This window comes from Anaerobutyricum hallii DSM 3353, assembly GCF_000173975.1.
GTDB classification, from domain to species: domain Bacteria; phylum Bacillota; class Clostridia; order Lachnospirales; family Lachnospiraceae; genus Anaerobutyricum; species Anaerobutyricum hallii.
Window position 1 is genome coordinate 1 of sequence record NZ_ACEP01000112.1, and the last position, 17,531, is coordinate 17,531.

Below are 17,531 nucleotides of genomic sequence, written 5' to 3' on the forward strand. Positions count from 1 at the left end.
TGGGTGTCTACCTTGCCTGCAGCAATCCCAAATTTACTTAGGAACCACAATATTTATTGCTTGCGGTATTATACTGATATCCACTGGGAATCCCTCTGGCAGTTCCTCTCCATCGTAGTCTACTTTGACTTCTTCCCCAGACAGATTCTCAATATGCAGCTTCTTTGTCTGGATATACTCCACAGATGGATGATTTACATGATCACCCTGCAGAATAGAAAGCATAAGCGGAAGCATCTGGAAAATGTCCATTTTCTTTATAATGATAATATCAAATAATCCATCTGAAACAGATGCCAATGGCGCAATCTCACGGAAACCTCCTACGCTCTGTGAGTTTGCAACCATAAATAACAGAATCTCTTCTTCTACCGTCTTATTGTCTGTGATAAACTTCATCTTCCAGCTCTTTCCGAACTGCTTTGGAAGTTCTGCCGCTCCTTCTAAATAATACGCCAGTTTACCCATTACTGCCTTTTTATCTTTTGATACTTTAAATCCAGTATCAGATAAAAGACCCGCCGCTACTACGTTAATGAAATATTTTTCATTAACTTTACCGACATCTACCTTTTTAAGCTTAAAATCTGCTATCATATCACAGAATTCCTTCGGTGTCTGTGGAAGATTCAGATAAGTTGCAAAGTCATTAACCGTTCCTGCCGAAATAACTGCAACCGGAGTGTTACTCTGGCTAAGTACAACACCATTAATCACCTCATTAAGCGTTCCGTCTCCTCCAACAGCAACTACAAAGTCATACTGTCCCTTTTCCAGAGCTGCCGCTTTATTCAGAGCATCGTCCTGCTTTTCTGTATAGAAAACATCAATAGTATTGCATATCTGGTCAATGACCAGCATTCCTGCTATCTCCTTAATCTTGTCAATAAAATTCTGTCTTCCAGAAGATGGATTAATGATAAACAATCCCTTCATCGCTTTCCTAAACCTCCTTTAAATTCCTATATATTTTCAGAGAATCAATCGACAAAACAAGTGCCGAAATTCTCTGATAGTACATCTCTTTAAATGTAAAATCCTCAGCAATTGAATTACCTGAGATTTCCTCATAATTTTCTAATTTAATTATTCTAACATAGCGTTTCATGTATTACAAGAATTTTACATACAAATTGCATGTTATGTACAAATTTCTACCTTTAATCTTTTTTTAATATTCTTATGATATTATTTCTTTATTTTCAAGAAATCTGTTATGATTAAATCATAGTAATTCATTAAAATTAAGAAAGGAAAAACTTATGAAAATTCTTGTAGTTGAAGATGAACCAGACTTAAATCACATTATTGCAAAGCATCTTCAGGCAGAAGGATACATTGTTGATTCCTGCTTTAACGGCAATGATGCTGTCTATTATATTACAGAAGAAAGTTATGATGCTATTTTGCTGGATGCCATGCTTCCTGGTAAAGATGGATTTGAAGTTTTAAAAGAGATTCGCAGTCAGAAAATTGAAACACCAGTTATGTTTCTGACTGCCCGTGACCAGACAGAGGATATTGTAACTGGTCTTGATTTCGGTGCCGATGATTACGTTGTAAAACCATTTTCTTTTGAGGAGGTTCTCGCAAGACTTCGTGTTATCATAAAGCGTAGCCCACAGGAACACGGAACTACCTACGAATGTGCTGATCTACTTATAGATACGGATAAAAAATCGGTAACACGAGCAGGCACAGATATTGAACTCTCCCCAAAGGAATACGCTATTTTAGAATACATGGTAAGAAATAAAAACATCGCTCTTTCCCGCTTACAGATTGAATCCAATGCGTGGGGACTTGATTTTGAGGATGAATCTAACATTATCGATGTGTACATTCGGTATCTCCGCAAAAAAATTGATGATGATTTTGATGTAAAACTCATTCAGACAGTTCGTGGAATCGGATATATGTTAACTGAGCCTGATTAATGCACATTTATTTTATCAGAAATAGAGGAGAAATCATGAAACAAAATAAAAAAATTGCTATTACTCATTATATTTCTATACGTTTTTCCGCTATTATTTTTATCATGGCGGCTATTATGATTCTTTTTATTTCATACTTCTCAAATAAAACCATTTATTTTGACATCCGACGGCAAATCAGGAAAGAAACACACTATGATTTTCTCAATATTGATATACAAAATGGAAAAATATTCGTGAATAAAAATTTTATTTTTGAGGAAGATCATGTACAAAAAATTATTTTAGACAGTCAGGGAGATTTTTTCCGTGGTCACTATCCAGATAAAAAATTAAAAAATATCCCTGTTAATCAGTGGCATTTTCAAAAAGTAAAATGTTCTTCCGATTATTACTATATTTACGATCGCCCATACTTAAAAAAAGATACAATAACAAATAAAAGAGTCCTTGTTATTGTAAGAAATATCGGAAAGGCATCTGATTTTGACAGCCAATATAAAACAATGAAATACATTTCCTATACATTTACTTTTGTAATTGCTTTTATCGGCTTTTTACTTATTGGTATTGTTTCTTCCCAGCTGACTATACCTATGAAAAAAATCAAGGATACTGCCGATAAGATTGGGACTGATGGTGATCTGGCTAAACGTATAGAATATACCACTCCTTTTAAGGAATTAGATGCTATGATTCAGGCAAACAACCGAATGATGGACAGATTAGAAGATTTATTTCAACAACAACAGCAGTTTACTTCTGATGTTGCTCATGAACTCCGAACCCCTTCTGCCATTGTATCTGCTGAATGTCAGTATTTAAAAAAATATGGAAAAAACATAGATGATTATACGGAATCTTTAACCGTAATTGAACGTCAAAATACGAAAACAACTGAAATCATCTCACAACTTCTTCAACTTTCCCGTCTTGAGCAAGGACGCATAAAAGATGATTTTGAGTATAGTAACTTTAAAACACTCATTGAATCCGTTTGTGACATGGAACCACTTCAGTTTAAAAAACAGATAACGATTTATTCTAATCTTGATGATATATCCATTTATATGAATGTAGGCCTTATGGCTATCGCCGTGAAAAATATTATAAACAACGCAATGAAATACAGCAAAAATAAATCTTCTATCAAACTTAAATTATGGAAAGAAAAAGACTATGTTTTTTTTGAAGTAAAAGATTATGGCTGTGGTATGAGTGAAGAAACAAAAAAAAACATTTATGACCGATTCTATCGAGCTGATAAATCTCGCAATACAGAAGGATTTGGGTTGGGGCTATCTCTCGTACATAAGATTATAGAACTGCATAAAGGAACAATTCGTGTGCAAAGTGAACTGGGAGTGGGTTCTATTTTTACACTTAGCCTTCCTTCAGATAAAAGTTCTCAATAATTGAATTAATCGCCCAAACTTTCCAGTCATCCACGCAAAAGATTCATTCTCTCTTGCAAAAGGAAGCTGTACCATAAGACTGACTCTTGCTTAAACACGTTCTAAAATCTTTAATCTTATTTTAATGTTTCTACGGTATCCTCTCCGTGTTAAAAATTATGAACAGCTATTCAGAATCCACTTGCCAACTACAGCACTTCTATCAAAAGAATAGATATATTAGACATAATTCGTCAAAGCCAAGAGTAATTGAAATTATAGATTTTAACATATAGTTTTCTATTATATAGGATTCTGAATAGCGTTGCAAAATAAATAAAAAAAGAATGAAAAGAGGATAACATGAAAACATTATACATACACATCGGCTGTCCCAAAACAGCCACCACTTCTATCCAATATTTTTGCAATGAAAATAAAGAAATACTCTCAAAAAACGGAATATATTTTCCTATTTTTGAACAAAAATATAAAGATGTCAATCCATATCGCAACGGACATTTTCTTATTGCCCATCAGTATGATTCCAATGGAAAAATCAATACTTTAGACGAACACAGAATTTTTCGTTTCAATATGGATCATATTATCTATATGTTTTCTAAATATAATAACATTCTTCTTTCCGATGAAAGCATCTGGCACAGTACACATTTTTTCAAAAAAGATTTGTGGGAAATTTTAAGAAAAGAATCTCTTAAAAGTGCATTTAAAATAAAAATCATTGTGTATCTCCGAAGACAAGATGCCGCTTTAAATTCCATGTGGAATCAAAAAATAAAGAAATCCAAACAGCGTTTCCGTTCTATGTCATGGGAGGAATTCATTAATACCACTCCTCCAGCTATTTATTTAGATTATGAAGAAGGTTTAAATGAAATCGCTTCTGAATTAGGCTCCGAAAATATCATTGTCCGCCGCTATGGTAAAAAATATTTTAAAAATGGGTCTATTTATGATGATTTTTTAAGCACACTTAGTCTTTCCCTGACAGATGATTATACAATCACCACCTTTGAACGTAACCCTCGTTTGAGCGGTAACTCTAATGAAATGCAGCGAATCTTTAACAGCATCCCTAACGCTACCAAAAAAGATTTTTCTTTCTTTTATCATATGCTCTCTGAAGTTTCATCGGAAGACCCCGATACAGAAAAACTGGGAATGTTCACTCCCGAAGAAGCTTCTGCCTTCATGGAAAACTATCGTGCCAGCAACCGTAGAATCATGGAAAAATATTTTAACTGCTCCGAAGATTTATTTAAAACGAATTTCAAAAACATAAAAAAATGGGAATGGGATTCCAGACATATGTGCGAGGATATTATCCGTGTCCTCGGCAACACTACTATTTCTTTAAGAAAAGAAAATGAAGATATGCAACAACATATCCTTGAATTAGAAAAAGCTATCGAATTGCAAAATGAAAATATATCCACCTTAAAAACCAAATTAAAACATCCGGTAAGAACTCTTTTCCAAAAGATTGCTGATTCGACTCATTAAATAGACAGACACCCTCAAATCCACCAACCTTGAATAGTGATTTCAAATTTATGAAAAAGCAAAAAATAAAACCCCCATATCGTCTTATCTGTGGACTGGGAGCAAGTGTTGGATGCGAGTATAGGGGCGACTATTCAACACATCGCAACGAAAGTCACAGATAGGACGGTATGAGGGTTCTATTTTCGTCTGTCTATTTTAAAAAATCACTATTCAATAGTAATATACTGTTTTTCTTCCACTGGTTTCTGCACTTCTTTTGGAACTGCTACCGTTAAAATTCCATTATTAAATGCAGCCTTCAAATCTTCCTGTTTTACACCTTCACCAACATAGAAGCTTCTCTGGCAGCTTCCGCTATATCTTTCTCTACGGATGTAGTTACCCTGTTTATCTTTCTCATCTTTGTTAGTATTCTGCTGTGCGGTAACAGTCAGGTAACCATCTTTCAGTTCTGCTTTGATGTTCTCTTTTTCAACTCCCGGCATTTCCATCTCAAGTTCGTAATGGTCACCAGCGTCTTTTACATCAGTCTTCATCAAATCATAGTTAGCAGTTGTATAATTTCCTGCGAATGGGAACATATCATCAAATACATCATCTACAAAATTATTTCCAAAAATACTAGGCATCATCATAAGTCATTTCTCCCTTCAAATAAAATCCTAAATAACGGATTCTTAAATAATCAATTTTAAAAAATTATATTTTAATCTATTATTCAAGCTACTAATTTCATTACTAATTCTGCTTTAAAATCCTCACCTGTATTATTAACCTGTTCACTTATATTTCATCAGAGTTCCTTTCGGTCATCTGTTGTTTTATTAAACTTTATTTTCAAGTTTTTTATTCGATTCTCAATAAACGTTAAGGAATTATTCACCGATTGTAATATATTTCTTCTCTTCTTTTGCTTTCTTATCTTCTTTCGGAACGCTGATACTTAAAATACCATTCTTAAATGCAGCTTTCACATCTTCCTGCTTTACATCTCCAATGTAGAAGCTTCTTGATAAATTACCTGCGTAACGTTCACGGCGGATATACTTACCGGTTTCTTTGTCAGTCTCATCTTTATCTAAACCTTTTGCAGCAGAAATGGTAAGATATCCATTGTCAAGTTCCAGCTTAATCTCATCTTTCTTAAATCCTGGAAGATCAACGTCTACTTCGTAACTATTCTTTGTCTCTCTTACATCTGTCTTCATAAGGTTCTTTGCATGTTTTCCATACAATGGATTCTTCTTACCGAAAAATCTCTTTTCAACCGGGTCACTAAACCAGCTATCAAAATCATCAAATAAATTCTCTCCAAAAATACTAGGCATCATCATAAGTCATTGCTCCTTTCAAACTCTTTTACTGTCTTCAGCAAATCGGAAGCATCTTTCTTTCGACTATGTTGAAATGATTTTTCTGAACTTTGGTTTGGAACTCTTTTTCTTATCTCTTTATGTCCTCTCCTTTGTTCTAGCTGTAATATAACACCTATTATTAGCCACGTCAAGTGTTGAGTGCTAAAAAATTGTGAACATTTTGTGAAATCTTCTTGATTTTCTCTCAAGGCTTTTTATTTTGAGTCAGAACTGATTTTCCCTTAAATAATTCCTGCATTATTTCCTGAGTAAGTCTCTGGTCTGTCAACTCTTCCATATGCGGTCAAATGAAACTCCAATCTCACAGAAAACAATCCATTTTCCTCCGAAAATGAACTCTTTCCCCCAAGCTGCTGCATCATTTTTTCCACACTCATTAAACCGATATGATTACTTTCCACTCCTGTACTTTGCTGCTTAATACCGTTCGACATTGTAAGTATATACGTTGTCTTTGTAAAACAGCCTTTTATATTTACTGGAACCGACTTATCTCCATACTTCAGAATATTTGAAAAAAGATTACTGAATATTCTTTTTATCATTCCTTTATCACCAGTAATCCATCTTTCTACATTCGTATAATCAAGCTCCGGCTGAAATCCTGCAAGCTTGATAAAGTCACTATGTTCATTAATGCAATCTCTAAAATATTCTATTGGTATTTCCTTGACTTTCGGATCATCTACCTCCTCAAATACCAGTGCATATTCAAACATTCTGTCCGTCATTTCCCGGATGTCACTTGTCTTTTGCAGACAGCGATTCAGATATTCCTCATGCATTTCCGGGTTTCGGTTTAATCGAAGTACTTCCAAATATCCATTTAAAATTGTCAAAGGCGTTCTCAAGTCATGGGACATCGCTGTAATCAAGTCCTGATTTGCCCTGCGGCTTTCCTTTTCACGAACCAAAGTATCCTGCAGAGCTGTCCGCAGATTATCCAGTTCTTCTGCGATAATTCCAATCTCGTCCTGACCCATCTCCGGCACGCTGTCTCGGAGATTACCTGCTGCCATTCGCAAAATTTCATCCTTCAACGAGGCAACCATATTCATTTTCTTTTTTATGAAAAATAAAATCACTCCGAAGAACAATCCGATGCTGACTGTCAAACAAAAAATACAATATGGATAAATAAATCGCACTCTATGATAAAACCACACCATTACCGTTGCGTATCCATTTTTAAACTTCATCGGGAACTCATATGTCTCCTCACCTTCTCCACCGGTAAGCTGATAACCCATATCAAAAAATGTACTAAATGCCGCATTATTTAACACGCTCGGAAACTTTCCTGCTACATAGGTTCCCTCTTTTAAGTTATAAATATAAATGCCCGTATATTTGTCTCCCTGACTAAGAAATGGCTGTATCTTTTTAATTCCCTCCTTATCATCTTCAGAAGACGGAATATTATAATTGGCAGCTTCTGTCCGCAGTTTCTCCCAAAATTCTTCATCCTGTGACATATCCCGAAGCCCCGGAACCTGCTGAACATACTCGTAAATATCCCACTTATTCAGCCACAAAACTTCAAACAATAAAATGCTTGCCAGCCCCGTCAAAAGAATAAGAACCATCAACTGCGTATGAATCTTCCATCCTTTCGCCTTTGTCTGTACCTTTTTAATCACAGTAATACCCCTTTCCCCAGGAGGTCTTTATAATCATCGGATTCTTAGAATCTCTTTCTACCTTTCTTCGAAGATTTCGAATATGCACCATGACCGTATTCTCCGCTCCATAATAGAAATTCTCTTTCCATACTGCTTCATAAAGCCGCTCTGTCGAAAAGACCTGCCTTCTATTTTTCAAAAGCAACAGCAATATCGCATATTCTGTATCTGTAAGCTCCAATAACTGCCCATCAGAATATACACTTTTTGTCTCCTCAGCCACAACCAGATTCTTGCAGGAAAAATTCTTTGGTGTCTCTACTTTCTCCGCCTTTCCTTTATAAACCTGATACCTGCGAATCAGCGCCTTCGCTCTGCTAATTAGCTCATTATAAGAAAAAGGCTTCGCCAGATAATCATCCCCGCCACTCGAAAATCCTAATGTCTTATCACTGTCCTTCGTTCTCGCACTCAAAAATAAAATCGGCGCATTACTCTCTTCCCGCATCTTCCGGCATGTCTGGTATCCATCCATTCCCGGCATCATGATATCAAGAATAATCAGATCATACTCCCTGTTTTCCAACATCTCCAATGCCTTAACGCCATTTCCCGCTGTCTCTACCAGATACCCTTCACCACCGAGCAATACCTGTATAATCTCCCGAATCTCCGGATTATCATCCACAACTAAAATACTTGAACTATTCTCTTCCAAATCTATCTGCCTTTCTAAAATAATTTCTTAAACATCTTCCAATCTCAGTATTTATTGCTGCATTTCATATTTGATACACCAGCAATACACTTACTGAATTTTCTTATTTGATTTATAAAAACCTCTATACAAAAAAATACTAATAAGAATCTTTTTTGTAAAACATTTTTTATTATTTTATTATACCTTATTTCGGCATGAAAAAAGAAAAAAAGAGCCTATCTTAAGTATTTTTAAGTTTTACTTAAGATAGGCTGTCACATTCTTTTTTCCAGATACTCTTATACGCTATTTAAATATTGTTACTATACTTCCACCTCTATAAATATCTTTCCAACCGTTCTTCCACCGTATTTTTCATCTTTTCTATTACTTCCTCGCACCAGCTTTTTTCCAGACCTGCCTGCATCCCCACCGCCAGCAGTTCCTTTTTCCCTGGACTTCTTCCATTACCATCTACCATTGTGGTATGCTCTCCATAATAAGTATTGCTGAAAGTAAGGTCATACGCAGGACTCAATCGCCATCCCTTTTTCATTTCATCGTACAAATATGTGAAATTCTTAGAATGATCATCCCTATTATGTGCAAACACATTAAAGCACATTCTGCGAAACATCTCTCTTACATCAGCTTCATTATCTCTCGTCAAAATCTTAGTCAATTTCATAAGGCTATGATAATCCAGGCTCGGCTGTTCAAAATCCAGCTCCAACAATGCCGCTGCTGTTAACATATGAATCCTCTTTTTCTTATTTCCTGCTTTTACTTTTGTTCCTATTCCATCTACTATTCTTTCTCTGTCAAAACGCTTAATACCAAAATAGCCTTTGCATTTCTTTGATGGAAAAAGCCGCACTTCCGTCATATCAATTCCACACGCTTTCGCACATAAAGCATACTCATACTCCATCCCTCCTGCATCCTGACCGTCTACATGAGCTGGGAACTTTATAATCCAGTCTTCTCCATCAATTTCCGTCATAATCTTAGGTCTGGCACCTCCACTGGTTCCTCCCAGCAGATACAACTCATCCAATTTTTCTGAATACTCTGTATTCAATATCTTCTGGCACTGTAATGCTAAATCATCTAAATCATATCCCTGCGGCTCAAAAGAAAAATGTTCCTCCGGCCGATACGTCAATGCTCCCATTCCATACTGTCCCACAATCGCCAAACGATTCAGCATTGTCATTTCTTCTGGCTTCATTCCTTTTTTCCGCAACATACGATTCAATAATAAATTACCCCACCCATCAGGAAGACTATCCCCAAAAACACCAAATAAACCGCCGAAATACTCTTTTGTTGGTATAAAAACCTGCTCCTTTAACGGCAAAGAAAAAGGACTAATAGAAAATCCTGTTTCCAGCCATTCCTCACTGTACTCAAATGCAATCTTTCTTCCTGCCATTAACGCCAGATTTCCAACTACTTTTCCATCATATAAAACTTGTAGTGTTCCGTTTTCTTTCATCAATAACCTCCTGAATATTCCGATATGGAACCTGTGTAAATAACTCACGAAGTTCATCTGCCATATCCAACGCCATCGCCAGCTTCGTAAGCGACAACAATGAAATCTTCCCCGTAGCCTCAAACCTCTTCACAGAACCATAACTCACCCCACTCATACGAGAAAGTTCCTCCTGCGAAATCTTTCTCCTCCGCCTAATATTCCGCACCCTCTGCGCCAGCTTCATATCAAGTTCTTCCGCCGTTTCCCAAACCAACGCCTCCATCAATGTATCTCCTTTTCTCGCTCCACTATTCTATACTCAATCTTGTTTGTGCTCAATCTTATTCATATTTTTATATTTATCCTCATTTTTCAGATAATATATTATCTAAAATCTCCGTTTTTAAGCTATTTTAGATAATATATTATCTATTATTTTATAACTAGCTTACCTCTTTAAAAATAATATGTCAAGAAGGCAAAAATTTATTCCAGCATTAAAGTCAAAAACTCTTTACCTTGATTTTTTTCATCTTAAAACCAGTGTATTTCACTTATTATTTTCGTCCTAAAATATATATTCAAATATTTGAATATATATTTTTCATACTTTTCTTATCAATTCGCCCAAAACATAAATTCTGACTGTTCTTCAACTTCCAAAGACAGCTCTCAGTAAATAAAATAACCTATATTTGTGGCCTCGGAGCAAGGTTTGGATACGAGCGTGTGTAAGCGAGTATTCAAACCGCAGCGACTAAAGTCACAAATATAGGTTGTTTTATTTACTGAGAGCGTCTCCTTGCCTGCGGCAAACCAGAATTCAAACTCTATTATGCAGCTTCTTCAAACTGTGAATTATACAATTGAGCATAGAATCCACCTTTCGCAAGTAACTCCTCATGATTTCCCTGTTCGATAATATCTCCATCTTTCATCACAAGAATCACATCTGCATTTTTAATCGTAGACAATCTATGCGCGATTACAAAACTCGTTCTGCCTTCCATAAGATTATCCATCGCCTTTTGGATAAGAGCCTCTGTACGAGTATCTACAGAAGATGTTGCCTCATCAAGAATCATTACCTTGCTGTCTGCCAAAATAGCTCTTGCGATAGTAAGGAGCTGTTTCTGTCCCTGAGACACATTACTTGCATCTTCATTAAGTTCCATGTTGTAACCGCCTGGAAGTGTTCGGATAAAGCTGTCTGCATGAGCTGCTTTTGCTGCCTCGATAACTTCTTCATCTGTTGCATCCAAACGTCCATAACGGATATTTTCCATAATAGTTCCTTTATAGAGCCATGTATCCTGTAACACCATTCCAAATGCTTTACGAAGATCACGTCTGTTATAATCACGAACATCATGATTATCTAAAAGAATCTGACCACTATTTACATCATAGAAACGCATAAGCAGTTTCACCATTGTTGTTTTTCCTGCACCGGTAGGCCCGACAATTGCGATTTTCTGACCCGGCTTTACGTCTACAGAAAAATCGTTGATAATCGTCTGATTTGGATTGTAGCCAAAATTCACATGAAAGAATTTCACTTCTCCTGTTACGTTTTCTACAGATACCGCTCCCTCGTGTTCCTGATCTTCTTCCTCTTCTTCTAAGAATTCAAATACTCTCTCGGAGGCTGCTGTCATGGACTGTACCTGATTGATAACCTGAGCAATCTGCTGGATTGGCTGTGTAAAGTTCTTTACATACTGAATAAATGCCTGAATATCACCGACACCAATCGTTCCTCTAATTGCTAACAGTCCACCGGAAATAGCAACTCCGGCATACCCAAGGTTTCCGACAAATGCCATGATTGGCTGCATTAAACCTGACAAAAACTGAGATTTCCATGCGGATTCATATAAGACTCCATTGGTTTCATCAAATGTTTTTACCATATCTTTTTCTTTGTTAAATGCTTTAATGACCAGATGACCACCATAACTTTCTTCTACCTGTCCATTAATATGTCCAAGATATTCCTGCTGTGTGCGGAAATATTTCTGAGAAAACTTTACGACTGTAGACATTAAGATTGCCGATACCGGTAAAATGATAAATGCAATTAATGTCATTAACGGTGAAATGGTGAGCATCATTACAACGACACCAATAAGCGTTGCTGTTGAAGTAATAACCTGCGTTACACTCTGGTTTAATCCCTGACCTAATGTATCTACATCGTTGGTGATTCTTGAAAGAACTTCACCATAAGTACGACTTTCAAAGTACTTCATCGGCATACGGTTAATTTTCTCCGAGATTTCTTTTCGAAGGCGGTAACATATTTTCTGTGTTACGCCTGTCATAATCCATCCCTGTAAAAAGTTAAACACTGTACTTGTCAGATACAATCCTAAAGTAAGCAAAAGGATCTTTCCGATACGGGTAAAATCAATCCCGCCTGTTCCGGCAATCTTTTTCATCAGGCCTTCGGCCAGCGCAGTAGTTGCCTTTCCCATAACCTTTGGTCCAGCTACTGAAAATACTGTAGATATTGCCGCAAAAATCATTACCGCAAGAATCGCAAATTTATAATTTCCAATATAGCGAATGAGTTTCTTAAAAGAACCACTGAAGTTCTTTGCCTTCTCTCCACCTTGCATCATTCTTCTTCCGCCACCCATCGGGCCACGACCCCCCATTGGGCCTCTGTTTGATGTTCCTGCTTTATTTTCAGCCATTTTACTTACCTCCTTTCTTATGTTTTAACTTCTTGTCATCAGACTTTTCCTTTAATTTGTTATTTTCTTTCTCATCAATTTTTGTAGAAAGGATTTCTTTCTTATTTGTTTCCTTCTCTGCTTTTTCTTCTGCCAAACCTAATTTCTCAAGTCCAAGCTCCTTTTCAGAAAGCTGTGACTTAGCAATCTGAAGATATACCTCACAGTTTTTCAGCAGTTCTTCATGTGTTCCTTTTCCAACAATCTTTCCATCATCCAAAACAAGAATCTGATCTGCATGTAAAATCGTGCTGACTCTCTGCGCTACAATTACGATAGATGCATCCTGCACCTTTTCATTTAATTCCTTACGAAGTGCTGCATCTGTCTTCATATCAAGTGCGGAAAAGCTATCGTCAAATACAAGTACTTTTGCCTTTTTCGCAATCGCTCTTGCAATCGCAAGACGCTGTTTCTGTCCACCAGATACATTACTTCCGCCCTGGGCAATCGGACTGTCGTATTTTTCTTTTTTCGTCTCAATAAATTCTGTCGCCTGGGCAATTTCTGCTGCTTCTTTTATATCCTCATCTGTCGCATCTGCTTTTCCAAATCGCAGGTTAGAAGCGATTGTTCCTGAGAAAAGAACACCTTTCTGTGGCACAAATCCGATTTCCTCTCGGAGTTCTTCCATAGAAATCCGGCGAATATCTTTGCCATCTAATGTAATCTGTCCACCTGTCACATCATAAAATCTTGGAATCAGATTAACCAGCGTAGACTTTCCACAGCCGGTACTTCCGATAATTGCCGTTGTCTTGCCTGGCTCCACTTTAAAATCAATATCAGAAAGCACGTTATGTTCTGCTCCCGGATACTTGAAATCTACATGTGAGAATTCCAGAACACCTTTATGCTCCTTAAGCGTTTCTGGCTTCTTCACATTCTGAACAGAAGCTTCTGTCTTAAGAACTTCATCAATACGATCTGCTGCAACACCCGCTCTTGGTACCATAATAGACATCGCTGTCATCATAAGAAATGCCATAACGATCTGCATTGCATAAGTAATAAACGCTGTCATCGCACCAACCTGTAACGTACCCGCATCAATTTTTTGTGCGGAAACCCATGTGATTAGAATGGTAACACTGTACATGATAAACATCATTCCCGGCATCATAAACGTCATAATACGGTTTGTAAAAAGCTGCGTACCTGTCAACTTTTTATTCGCTTCATCAAAACGCTCTTCCTCTGTTTTCTCTCTGCCAAATGCACGAATAACAGAAAGTCCTGTTAAAATCTCTCTGGAAACAAGGTTAAGACCATCTACTAATGTCTGCATAATTTTGAACTTCGGCATCGCTATCGAAACAAGCAGCATAACAAATCCGAGAATCACAACAACCGCAAGAGCAATAATCCATTCCATTCCTGCTCCGGTCTGATACACTTTAATAATTCCACCAATTCCGATAATCGGTGCATACAAAAGAAGTCTCAGCATAACTGCTGTAACCATCTGAATCTGCTGAATATCGTTTGTACTTCTTGTAATAAGAGATGCTGTAGAAAAACGGTTCATTTCCGCATTTGAAAATCCCATAACCTTTTTATAGATTTTTCCTCGCAAATCCCTGCCAATACTCGCACCTACCTTAGAAGCAAGAAAACCGACTCCAATCGCCGCTACCAGAATCATAAATGCAATTCCAAGCATACGGCCGCCTTCTTTCCAGAGATAATCTGTCTGTATCTTATCGATATCTACTCCTGCAGCTTTATCACATTTTGTCGCATAGGCAACACCTGTAGAAAATAAAGTACTCTCTCCAATATCATTCATTTTCTTTTCGATTTCTTCTCTGGACTTCTGGATATCTTTGGCACTCATCATTCCTGTCTGCTTCATCTGATACAGCATTGGGCGCACATCAACGTAAATAACCTTTTTCCCGTTATCATCTTCCTCCTGAAAGCTTTTAAACTTCATGTTGAGCATCTTTCCAATCTCATCGACACTCATATCATCTATTTTATCCTTCATCGGAGCCATCGCAGGATTCGAAGCAATCGAATTCTTAATCATCTTCTTAAACTGCGATTCTTTTACATTTGACATGTTATGATTTAAGAAAATCGCTGTAAGAAATGTATCATCTAACTGATCCAGCTTCTCCTCATCCTCCGCCTTGCAAATGTAATACTCACCTTTTTTCTCATAAGTATCTTTCCATATTTTCTTCTCTTTCGAAGTCATATACAACTGCGAAATCTCATACTCATCCTCCGTCATTTTCACAGGAAGAATATGCTCCACACCTTTATTCTGAATTCCCACATCAATGATATCTGACGTATACTGCGGCAGCGACAAATCGCCAAACGCCTGCACAATAAGCAACAGCACAATCGCAACGATCATATACCAGTATGGGGCCATATTTTTAAATATTTTTGTCATTCTTTATGTCCTCCAACTACTTTTTGTCAAAACAATTTTACTCTGACTACTATGTTCATCAAAAATCAGCATCGTTTATTATTATACTTTCCAATGCCTACTCGTTCATCCTCTTCAATAAAATCTCTGAGCACTCCTCCAAAGAAAACTTCGCTGTATCAAGAACCAGATCATAGTTCTTCTCGTCCTTCCAGTCCTTTTTCGTCCAGAACTTAAAATACTTTTCCCTGCCCCAATCCTTTCTGTCCATTAAACGACGTGCCTTCTGCATCGTGTCTACATTTTCCTTATCAAAAATGCGCTGTACCCTCTTCTCCTTATCACTACAGCGAACAAAAACTGTCACAACATCTTCGCAGGATTTCAAAATTTCTGTAGAACATCTTCCGATAAAAACCGCCGGACCTTCTGCATGAAGATTCTTGATTGTCTCTTTCATTCCATAAAAAATCTCATTAATTTTCGCCATATTTTCATACTGATTATAGCCTGCCATCATCGCAATATTATAGAGAAAACTTCCTACTTTATTCTCGTCAAACTCCTTAAGAGTTGCAATCTCTATGCCATATCCTTTCGCGGCCTCAATCAGCAACTGTCCATCATAGTAAGGAATCTGTGCCTCTTTCGCGATGCGAATTCCGATATCCCGTCCTCCGCTGCCAAATTCCCTTTCTATTGCCACTGACTTCATATACTGCATTCCTTTCTTCTAATCTGACTAACTCTTTGGTCATCATCTTCATCAATACTCCAAAAATTATCTAAAATTTCTCCCGGTCATTTTCCAGTGGCATTATCAGTCGATGCCATTAAAAATACTTCCTGTAAATGCTATCTGTAAATATTTCCGTAAAGTAATTCTGTTACTTTTGAAGTTCCTCATCCAGACTGCGAAGCATCTTCTGCATTATCTGGTTCATAAGTTCTTTCTCCTCATCCGTCACATAACGCATGACAACCTCTTTACATTCATTATGAACCTCCAGCATATTTTTCGCTGCTTCCACAGCCTTCTCAGTCAACTCAATGTGTCTCTTTCTGCGGTCATTCTCATCCTCTGTCAAAACGACAAAACCTTTCGCCCGTAAATTATCTACAGACTTTGAAATGTGTGCTTTGGATAAATTCTTCTCCTCCACAATATCTTTTGCTGTATCACCACATGGTGAATGATATAAAAATAAAAGAATCTCCAGTTCTACATTTCTCACTCCGTATTTCTGTGCAAACACCTCTGACTTTTTATCAAGAAGCTTACGCATCTTCATTCCACAGGTATTAATTAACGAATCCCGCATAGTTTTATCCTCCTGTTATGTATCTTTTTCATATTCCTTAGGTTGCCTTTCGGCAATTAGTTCACTAACGAACTTGTTTGCATATAATAATCCTTTTCTTTCCAAATGTCAATGGTGAATTTTGAATTACCGAGCTGGCGAGGCAGACGAACTCCAGAATTTACTTCATAAACTTGTCTATCGCCTCATTCAATGCTTCAATCGCCTCATCATCCCCCGTTTTTATCGCATCAACAATACAAGTTGACATATGTTCTTTCAATATAACCCGGCTAAGGCTCTTGACTGCGGCATCTACAGCGGCGAGCTGGATTAACACTTCGCTGCAGTCTCTTCCAGATTCAATCATAATTTTTATAGACTTCATATGACCTATAATCCGGGCAATTCGGTTTAGTTCGTTTTTCACGATTTGGGGCGAATGGGTGTGTGTATGAGTGTAAACATTTCCGTTTGCATCTACATGGGTATGGGTATGCTGGCACACTGATGCCTCTCCTGATTTATGAGTATGCTGATTCACTGACAACTCTCCTGATTTATGAGTGTGCTGATTCACTGATGACTTTTCTGATTTACCAATATGTTGATGTTCTGACAATTCCTCATGCTTATGAGAATGTCCTTCTTTATGTGTACTGTCATAGTGTACATTTCCTTGAATATCTTCCTGATTGTAAAAATTATTTCGATTTTTTATATATTCATTTTCTTGAATATGTATTTTCCCTATCTTTTTTGTTGTGTCATTTTTCTTATTATTTTCATTTCTATTATTTTGAATATGTTTATTTTCCATTTTATCCTGCCTCGTATTATTAAAATTTGTGGTAATTTTGAATTTTGTAATATCCAGAGAGATAGCAGAGAAGATTACAAAAATAAAATCAATGTATATAAGATTAATGTTATAAAATCGTATAAAAGATATATTCCAGCAATTATTTTACTCATTGCAATAATATTATATGAAAATGATATTAAAAACGCCGCAATTTCATTACCGAATATAATAGATAAGTAATATCATTTTCTCATTGAAGTAT

General features: G+C 36.7%; 15 protein-coding genes. 3 read left to right on the forward strand and 12 right to left on the reverse strand.

Annotation, left to right across the window (positions count from 1 at the left end; all coding sequences use genetic code 11):
• Positions 1-33: 33 nt before the first annotated feature.
• Positions 34-936 (reverse strand): diacylglycerol/lipid kinase family protein, encoded by a 903-nt coding sequence (locus tag EUBHAL_RS11260; RefSeq protein ID WP_005349652.1) that lies wholly within the window; start codon positions 934-936, stop codon positions 34-36.
• Positions 937-1,262: 326 nt separating this feature from the next.
• On the opposite strand from EUBHAL_RS11260, the gene EUBHAL_RS11265 reads away from it, so the two are divergent.
• From EUBHAL_RS11265 to EUBHAL_RS11275, 3 genes are all read left to right on the forward strand, one after another.
• Entirely contained in the window at positions 1,263-1,937 is a 675-nt protein-coding gene (locus tag EUBHAL_RS11265; RefSeq protein WP_005349655.1) for a response regulator transcription factor, read from the forward strand.
• A gap of 35 nt (positions 1,938-1,972) precedes the next feature.
• On the forward strand, positions 1,973-3,352 hold the full coding sequence (locus tag EUBHAL_RS11270) for a sensor histidine kinase (protein ID WP_044923203.1): 1,380 nt from the start codon (positions 1,973-1,975) through the stop codon (positions 3,350-3,352).
• A 342-nt stretch (positions 3,353-3,694) separates the two neighbouring features.
• Complete coding sequence (locus tag EUBHAL_RS11275; protein WP_005349659.1) at positions 3,695-4,858, forward strand: hypothetical protein; 1,164 nt, start codon at positions 3,695-3,697, stop codon at positions 4,856-4,858.
• A gap of 209 nt (positions 4,859-5,067) precedes the next feature.
• Here EUBHAL_RS11275 and EUBHAL_RS11280 read toward each other — a convergent pair whose 3' ends face one another.
• From EUBHAL_RS11280 to EUBHAL_RS16545, 11 genes are all read right to left on the reverse strand, one after another.
• Positions 5,068-5,496, reverse strand: a complete 429-nt coding sequence (locus EUBHAL_RS11280) for an Hsp20/alpha crystallin family protein (protein ID WP_005349662.1) — start codon at positions 5,494-5,496, stop codon at positions 5,068-5,070.
• Positions 5,497-5,736: 240 nt separating this feature from the next.
• Positions 5,737-6,195 carry an Hsp20/alpha crystallin family protein gene (locus tag EUBHAL_RS11285; RefSeq protein ID WP_005349675.1) on the reverse strand — a complete coding sequence of 153 codons (459 nt, stop codon included), beginning with the start codon at positions 6,193-6,195 and terminating at the stop codon, positions 5,737-5,739.
• Positions 6,196-6,458: 263 nt separating this feature from the next.
• Positions 6,459-7,877 (reverse strand): HAMP domain-containing sensor histidine kinase, encoded by a 1,419-nt coding sequence (locus EUBHAL_RS11295; protein WP_005349694.1) that lies wholly within the window; start codon positions 7,875-7,877, stop codon positions 6,459-6,461.
• Positions 7,870-8,583 (reverse strand): response regulator transcription factor, encoded by a 714-nt coding sequence (locus EUBHAL_RS11300; protein WP_044923207.1) that lies wholly within the window; start codon positions 8,581-8,583, stop codon positions 7,870-7,872. The genes EUBHAL_RS11295 and EUBHAL_RS11300 overlap by 8 nt, the downstream gene beginning before the upstream one ends.
• A gap of 313 nt (positions 8,584-8,896) precedes the next feature.
• Positions 8,897-10,057, reverse strand: coding sequence for a type II toxin-antitoxin system HipA family toxin (locus tag EUBHAL_RS11305; protein WP_005349701.1), 1,161 nt, complete (start codon positions 10,055-10,057; stop codon positions 8,897-8,899).
• A complete protein-coding gene (locus EUBHAL_RS11310) occupies positions 10,023-10,322 on the reverse strand; it encodes a helix-turn-helix domain-containing protein (protein WP_005349716.1) in 300 nt (99 codons plus the stop codon). Before EUBHAL_RS11310 ends, EUBHAL_RS11305 begins: the two co-directional genes overlap by 35 nt.
• A 550-nt stretch (positions 10,323-10,872) precedes the next feature.
• Complete coding sequence (locus tag EUBHAL_RS11315; RefSeq protein WP_005349718.1) at positions 10,873-12,738, reverse strand: ABC transporter ATP-binding protein; 1,866 nt, start codon at positions 12,736-12,738, stop codon at positions 10,873-10,875.
• A gap of 1 nt (position 12,739) precedes the next feature.
• Positions 12,740-15,184 carry an ABC transporter ATP-binding protein gene (locus tag EUBHAL_RS11320; RefSeq protein WP_005349720.1) on the reverse strand — a complete coding sequence of 815 codons (2,445 nt, stop codon included), beginning with the start codon at positions 15,182-15,184 and terminating at the stop codon, positions 12,740-12,742.
• 97 nt (positions 15,185-15,281) lie between these two features.
• On the reverse strand, positions 15,282-15,878 hold the full coding sequence (locus tag EUBHAL_RS11325; RefSeq protein WP_022169736.1) for a cytidylate kinase-like family protein: 597 nt from the start codon (positions 15,876-15,878) through the stop codon (positions 15,282-15,284).
• 172 nt (positions 15,879-16,050) lie between these two features.
• On the reverse strand, positions 16,051-16,485 hold the full coding sequence (locus tag EUBHAL_RS11330) for a MarR family winged helix-turn-helix transcriptional regulator (protein ID WP_022169737.1): 435 nt from the start codon (positions 16,483-16,485) through the stop codon (positions 16,051-16,053).
• A gap of 160 nt (positions 16,486-16,645) precedes the next feature.
• Complete coding sequence (locus EUBHAL_RS16545; RefSeq protein ID WP_005349725.1) at positions 16,646-17,284, reverse strand: metal-sensing transcriptional repressor; 639 nt, start codon at positions 17,282-17,284, stop codon at positions 16,646-16,648.
• Between the last annotated feature and the right edge of the window lie 247 nt (positions 17,285-17,531).

Bases quoted from the DNA above. Each gene is read 5' to 3' on its own strand.
- EUBHAL_RS11330 (WP_022169737.1), bottom strand. From the start codon at position 16,485: ATGCGGGATTCGTTAATTAATACCTGTGGAATGAAGATGCGTAAGCTT.
- EUBHAL_RS11325 (WP_022169736.1), bottom strand. From the start codon at position 15,878: ATGAAGTCAGTGGCAATAGAAAGGGAATTTGGCAGCGGAGGACGGGAT.
- EUBHAL_RS11265 (WP_005349655.1), top strand. From the start codon at position 1,263: ATGAAAATTCTTGTAGTTGAAGATGAACCAGACTTAAATCACATTATT.
- EUBHAL_RS11310 (WP_005349716.1), bottom strand. From the start codon at position 10,322: ATGGAGGCGTTGGTTTGGGAAACGGCGGAAGAACTTGATATGAAGCTG.
- EUBHAL_RS11270 (WP_044923203.1), top strand. From the start codon at position 1,973: ATGAAACAAAATAAAAAAATTGCTATTACTCATTATATTTCTATACGT.
- EUBHAL_RS16545 (WP_005349725.1), bottom strand. From the start codon at position 17,284: ATGGAAAATAAACATATTCAAAATAATAGAAATGAAAATAATAAGAAA.
- EUBHAL_RS11315 (WP_005349718.1), bottom strand. From the start codon at position 12,738: ATGGCTGAAAATAAAGCAGGAACATCAAACAGAGGCCCAATGGGGGGT.
- EUBHAL_RS11305 (WP_005349701.1), bottom strand. From the start codon at position 10,057: ATGAAAGAAAACGGAACACTACAAGTTTTATATGATGGAAAAGTAGTT.
- EUBHAL_RS11260 (WP_005349652.1), bottom strand. From the start codon at position 936: ATGAAGGGATTGTTTATCATTAATCCATCTTCTGGAAGACAGAATTTT.
- EUBHAL_RS11285 (WP_005349675.1), bottom strand. From the start codon at position 6,195: ATGATGATGCCTAGTATTTTTGGAGAGAATTTATTTGATGATTTTGAT.
- EUBHAL_RS11275 (WP_005349659.1), top strand. From the start codon at position 3,695: ATGAAAACATTATACATACACATCGGCTGTCCCAAAACAGCCACCACT.
- EUBHAL_RS11320 (WP_005349720.1), bottom strand. From the start codon at position 15,184: ATGACAAAAATATTTAAAAATATGGCCCCATACTGGTATATGATCGTT.
- EUBHAL_RS11280 (WP_005349662.1), bottom strand. From the start codon at position 5,496: ATGATGATGCCTAGTATTTTTGGAAATAATTTTGTAGATGATGTATTT.